This window comes from Sphingobacterium sp. UBA6317 (assembly GCF_002440385.1).
Lineage (GTDB): Bacteria > Bacteroidota > Bacteroidia > Sphingobacteriales > Sphingobacteriaceae > Sphingobacterium > Sphingobacterium multivorum.
In genome coordinates this window covers 1-5,820 of the sequence record NZ_DJTD01000018.1, presented here as the reverse complement: position 1 = coordinate 5,820, position 5,820 = coordinate 1, and the positions used below count along the sequence as shown (strand labels likewise).

The window sequence follows — 5,820 nt, the reverse complement described above, 5'->3', positions numbered from 1 at the left end:
TTTTGAGACAGCCTCTTTTTTTTGTTCAGGTACTTGTTATTCTAAAAACTATTCTTACATTTGAATATTATTTATAATGAGTCTAAATAAATAAATAAAGATGCTATGTGTGACACAAAAATTCTAAGCCAAAGAGGAGATACCCATATTAGTGTTTGCCATAAGTGTCAGACCTATTATATCTGGCAACAAAGTTTTGTACTGACATTTACGAAGAATAAATTCTTCGACTTCTTGAATATTACGAAAAGTAATGGTGATGAACTCTTTTTTAGCACATTTCCAGATGGTGAATTTCGATTGATCATGAAAACACCTTATCCAGATATCGTATTTTCATTTGACGAAGAACAATGGCAGAATTTCAGAGATGCGCTCCAAGAATCTTATTACATGAATGAGTTTTATGGAATGCTGAATAATTAAGATAAAAAGTCCTGTTGCATCGCTTGTGTTTCATCTCTCTTTCCTTATGCGTTGACAACAGGCACAAACAAAACCCTCAGTTATAGCTGCATAAGTGTACGCAACTATATCCTGAGGGTTCTTTTTTACCTATATATTGATTACTCGCCTATCGCGTAATATTTAAAATCAAGGTCTTCAAGTTCCTTACGGTTCAATAGTTTACGGCCATCGAACACAAATGCAGGCTTTTTCATGTGCTCCTTGATTTTGGCCCAGTCATAGTTCTTAAATTCATCCCATTCAGTCAATACTGCAATTGCATGTGCATCATTGCAAGCCTCATAGGCGGTATTGACCACCTTTACCAAGGCCCTGTTTTCTTCCGAAGATCGGGTATTCAGATAATCGAGGTCGGCATAGATGCGTTCAGCAGAAACTTTGGGGTCATAGACCGTGATTTCAGCTTGTTCACTCAATAGATAATCAGCCACATAGATCGCCGCAGATTCACGCGTATCATTCGTGTCTTTTTTGAATGCGCAGCCTAAGAAAGCAATCTTTTTGCCCGATACAGTATTATACAATGTTTGGATAATGTTGTCCGCAAATCGCTGTTTTTGATAATCATTCATCAAAATCACCTGATCCCAATACTCGGCAACCTCTGTGAGACCGTAACTCCGTGCGATATAAACTAAATTGAGGATATCTTTTTGAAAACAAGAGCCTCCAAAACCTACAGAAGCTTTCAGAAATTTGGATCCAATTCTGGAATCCATACCGATTGCCTTGGAGACTTCATCGACGTTCGCGCCTGTTTTCTCGCATAGTGCCGAGATGGAATTAATGGAGGAGACGCGTTGTGCTAAAAAGGCATTTGCGGTTAGTTTTGAAAGTTCAGACGACCAAAGGTTTGTAGTGAGAATTTTGTCGCGACTTACCCAATGTGCATAGATATCGACCAATGCAGCAATAGCTTCATCATTCTCTCCACCTATAAGCACGCGGTCCGGATTGATTAAATCCTGTATCGCTGTTCCTTCAGCCAAAAATTCAGGGTTGGAAAGAATATGGAAATTAACACCATTACCCGTGTTATCCAGGATACTTTTTAAAGCTGCCGCTGTGCGAACAGGTAAAGTCGATTTTTCAACGACAATTTTGTCGTTTTTGGCAACCGCTGCGATCTGCCGTGCACAAAGTTCAATATACTTTAAGTCCGCAGCCATCCCCTTGCCTTTTCCGTAATTCTTAGTCGGTGTATTGACCGAAATAAAAATCATGTCGGCCTCGTCGATAGCTTTTTCGATATCGGTTGAGAAAAACAAATTGCGATGACGCGCTTCCGCAACAATCTCTTGTAAACCGGGCTCGTATACAGGAAGGTTATCGAGATTTTCATCATTCCAAGCCGCGATACGGGCTGCATTGACGTCGACGATCGTAATCTCAATATGTGGACATTGCTTGGCAACAACCGACATGGTAGGTCCACCGACATAACCAGCACCGATACAGCATATTTTCTTGATTGTTTTGCTCATTTTGATTATCTTAATCAGCTATAAATTGAAAAACAAACTTAGATAAATTGCTTTTGATATGCAATACAAAGCATAGCATATCAAAACAATTTATTTATAGGAGCTGGCTCATCACTTGTTCTGCTTTCTATTTGCATAATTGCCCTTATGCAATGCTATTAAAGAAGCCACTTCGTAGTGGAGATGCAAAAGATTTATTCTAATTTTACATTAAAAAAGAAACGTTTTGATAAAGCAGGAAGTTATTGATAAGGTACTGGAAACAGCACGGATAGAGGAGGTGGTGGGAGACTTCGTGGATTTAAAGAAACGGGGAACTTCTTTGATCGGAAATTGTCCTTTTCACCATGAAAAGACACCCTCCTTCCACGTTTCTGTTTCGAAGGGCATCTATAAGTGTTTTGGTTGTGGTGTTGGTGGGGATTCCCTTAAATTCGTCATGGAACTGGAAAAGTTCTCATACCCCGAAGCCATTCGTTATTTAGCCGATAAATATTCCATTCAAATTGAAGAAGTTGAGCGTTCTCCAGCCCAGCTTGCCGCGCAGGATAAACGGGAAAGTCTATATGTGCTAAGCGCTTGGGCGAGTAAATTCTTCGCCGAGCAACTCTGGAAAACTGAAATGGGGCAGGTCATCGGACTCAACTATTTCAAAGAGCGCGGTTACCGTGAGGATATCATCAAAAAATTTGAATTGGGTTATTCGCCCGAGGAATGGACTGCATTGGTCGATAAAGCACAGGTAGCTGGTTTTCACCCAGATTATTTGGCCGCAAGTGGTTTGGCTATTGAACGCGATGATAAATCTTTATATGATCGTTTCCGTGGCCGGGTCATGTTTCCGATTCATAACCTGACAGGTCGTGTCATTGGCTTTGGTGGTCGGACACTAAAGACCGACAAAAAAGTCGCCAAATATGTAAACTCTCCTGAAAGCGAAATCTACCATAAATCCGATGTACTGTATGGATTGAATTTTGCCAAAAAAGCAATTATGGAAGAGGATAATTGCTACTTGGTCGAGGGGTATGCAGATGTTCTTTCGGTACATCAAGCTGGAGTCGAAAATGTTGTTTCCTCCTCGGGAACTTCGTTGACAACAGGTCAGATCAAGCTTATTTCCAGATTCACCGAAAATGTGACCATACTGTATGATGGGGATGAAGCGGGGATCAAAGCCTCCCTACGCGGTACAGATATGCTGCTCGAAGAAGGCTTAAACGTGAAGGTGCTGCTTTTTCCCGACGGTAATGATCCCGACTCTTACGTGCAAAAGTTTGGTGCCACGGCTTTTAAAGATTATGTCAAATCCAATCAGCAGGACTTTATTTTCTACAAAACGAATATTCTGCTTCGTGATGCCAATAACGATCCAATAAAAAGGGCAGAGGTTATTCGCGATGTGGTCGAAAGTATAGCGTTGATTCCCGATGAAATTAAGGTTTCTGTTTTTATCCGGGAATGTAGCAGCCTTTTGGATATCGAAGAGCGTATTTTATTGGCTGAACTCAACAAGATTAGGCTCAATAGAGCAAAGAAGGCGGATAAGGATGCTGCTCGTAAAACTCAGAGTCCGCCGCCAAATACAGGGATGCCCCCTTTCGGAATGGACGGGCCACCGCCGGATTTCTTTATGACAGATGATGAAAGGGCGGGATTACCTCGCATAGAGTCTGTAGAACAGCCGGCACAGCTGACTTCGGAAATTCTCCAGGAGCGTGAGATCGTCCGAATTTTAATCAACTATGGTGATTATCTAGCAACCTGGGAAGGTGACGGTGATATTCCAGTTGCAGGATTGCTATTGGGAAATATCAGCGACATTGAATTTAAGGATAAAGCTGCGGCTTATATTTTAAACGTCTATAGAGAAGCTGCGGAAAAATACGAAATTCCAGATACGAAACAATTCTATTCAAACTCTGACCCTGCTATAGCAGATTTGGCGATCAATTGCGTTGCCAGTAAATATTCGCTCAGCGAAAATTGGAATGACGATAAGCGTAAAATTTATGTAACGCAAGAATACGAACATCTAAAACAACTTGTCGTTACAGCGATCTATCGGATCAAGAAACGTAAGATCGAAGCAGAAATGCATCATATTCGCGAAGAAATGAAACATGAACAAGATGTGGCCAACCTGGAAGTCCTTATTTTTAAATATCAGAAATTAAAAGAAGCCGAACGCCTATTGGGCGGCTTTCTGGGCAACACTATTGTAAAGTAATCTATGATATGGCAAAGCATCTTGAAACGGGCGAATGGGGCGAGCAGATGGCCATGGAATACCTCGTCAAGATAGGCTATAAAATAGTGTTAAGAAATTGGCGATTTAAGAATTTAGAAGTAGATTTGATTGTCGTGGACAAGAATACCTTGGTATTTGTTGAAGTAAAAACGCGGTCGGGAACGGATTTCGGCGAACCTTACGAATTTGTAGATCGCAAAAAACAGCGTCTACTGATTCGTGCAGCTCAGGCTTATATTCTTAAAACAGGTTATGTCGGTGAAGTCAGATTTGATGTTGTCGCAATAACAAAATCTCCCAAAACAGCACTCAATCATATCAAAGATGCGTTTTGGGATAGTTGAGGATACGTACTTATAAATAACTATACATAGATGAGAAAAATAACTTATTTTATGGCAATTGCAGCACTAGCTTTTGCTTCTTGTAAGTCAAAAAAATCAAGTTTGGAATTTGCATCTCCTGGAGCAAATCAAGCTGTTTTAAAAGGAGCTCAGGTCCAGTTGAAATTGAAATTTGAGTCCGTCTCAATGGATTCTGTGGCTTATTTTGTAGATGATAAACATGTCGGTTCATCAACTGACACAACGGCAATTACAGTTGATACCAAAGATATGGCCTATGGTACTCGTAATATTTCCGCCCTGGTATACAGTGCTGGAAAACCGGATTCTGTTTCAAGTACATTTTATGTTGTACCTGAAAATGCGAAGAACTATGGTTTTGAGGTGGTCAACAAATACCCGCACGATACCACAGCTTTTACGCAAGGGCTACAGTTTGCTGATGGTATTCTCTACGAATCCAATGGCCGTTATGGAGAGTCCAACTTGAGAAAGGTCGATCTAAAAACAGGTAAGATACTCAAGGAGATCAAATTTGATGAAAAGACTTTTGCCGAAGGAATGACATTGGTAGGTAATAAGTTATTTATGTTAACTTGGCAACAGGGAGAAGGATATGTCTTTGATAAAAACTCTTTTGTCAAGGAAAATTCCTTTAAATATGAAAATAGTAAAGAAGGTTGGGGCTTGACCTACGATGGGCAGCATTTGATAAAGTCTGACGGATCCAATAAATTGTTCTTTTTAGATGCAACGACCGGTAAAGAGCTAAATGCTATCGGAGTTTACGATGAAGCTGGACCAGTGGATGAACTTAATGAACTGGAGTATATAGACGGCAAAGTCTACGCAAATGTCTATCAAAAAGATGTTATTGTTATTATCAATCCTCAAACAGGAGCGGTAGAAGGACGGATTAATCTTGTCGGTATCTATGAGCATACTTCCGCTTATGACAATGAATTGAATGGAATTGCTTACGACCAAGCTGGAAAACGTCTTTTTATAACAGGGAAGTTATGGAATACATTATTTGAGATCAAGACAGTTGAAAAATAAATGAACTTCAAGTCTTGATCCTTCTTCGTAAGGTCGACAGTATTGCAAGTTCGTGTAAAATTAGAAGAAGCTGTCTCAAATTTATTGAGGCAGCTTTTTTATTAAATATGGCTATGCGATAGATTTGTGAGTTGTTTGTTGATTATTTCACAGAACTGTTCATTTGGGAAGAAAAAGAACAAAAAGTAGCTATTTAAGCTGCTTTTTTCCTTAG

The 5,820-nt window shown here is 40.0% G+C and carries 5 protein-coding genes; 4 read left to right on the top strand and 1 reads right to left on the bottom strand.

Translation table 11 applies throughout. The features are described 5' to 3' along the window. The first annotated feature begins 105 nt into the window (after nucleotides 1-105). A complete protein-coding gene (locus tag B3E92_RS05080) occupies nucleotides 106-426 on the top strand; it encodes a hypothetical protein (protein ID WP_046672702.1) in 321 nt (106 codons plus the stop codon). Between the two features lie 140 nt (nucleotides 427-566). On the opposite strand, the gene B3E92_RS05075 is transcribed toward B3E92_RS05080, so the two are convergent. Beyond that, on the bottom strand, nucleotides 567-1,952 hold the full coding sequence (locus tag B3E92_RS05075) for a nucleotide sugar dehydrogenase (RefSeq protein ID WP_286895652.1): 1,386 nt from the start codon (nucleotides 1,950-1,952) through the stop codon (nucleotides 567-569). A 226-nt stretch (nucleotides 1,953-2,178) separates the two neighbouring features. Here B3E92_RS05075 and dnaG point away from each other — a divergent pair, with 226 nt between their 5' ends. Genes dnaG through B3E92_RS05060 form a run of 3 tightly spaced genes read left to right on the top strand, consistent with a single transcriptional unit; the run spans nucleotide 2,179 to nucleotide 5,606 of the window. Beyond that, a complete protein-coding gene (gene dnaG, locus B3E92_RS05070) occupies nucleotides 2,179-4,182 on the top strand; it encodes a DNA primase (protein ID WP_286895650.1) in 2,004 nt (667 codons plus the stop codon). Nucleotides 4,183-4,190: 8 nt separating this feature from the next. Beyond that, a complete protein-coding gene (locus B3E92_RS05065) occupies nucleotides 4,191-4,547 on the top strand; it encodes a YraN family protein (RefSeq protein ID WP_286843310.1) in 357 nt (118 codons plus the stop codon). Between the two features lie 30 nt (nucleotides 4,548-4,577). Next, complete coding sequence (locus B3E92_RS05060; RefSeq protein WP_286769186.1) at nucleotides 4,578-5,606, top strand: glutaminyl-peptide cyclotransferase; 1,029 nt, start codon at nucleotides 4,578-4,580, stop codon at nucleotides 5,604-5,606. Nucleotides 5,607-5,820: the final 214 nt, after the last annotated feature.

Bases quoted from the DNA above. Each gene is read 5' to 3' on its own strand.
- B3E92_RS05080 (WP_046672702.1), top strand. From the start codon at position 106: ATGTGTGACACAAAAATTCTAAGCCAAAGAGGAGATACCCATATTAGT.
- B3E92_RS05075 (WP_286895652.1), bottom strand. From the start codon at position 1,952: ATGAGCAAAACAATCAAGAAAATATGCTGTATCGGTGCTGGTTATGTC.
- B3E92_RS05065 (WP_286843310.1), top strand. From the start codon at position 4,191: ATGGCAAAGCATCTTGAAACGGGCGAATGGGGCGAGCAGATGGCCATG.
- B3E92_RS05060 (WP_286769186.1), top strand. From the start codon at position 4,578: ATGAGAAAAATAACTTATTTTATGGCAATTGCAGCACTAGCTTTTGCT.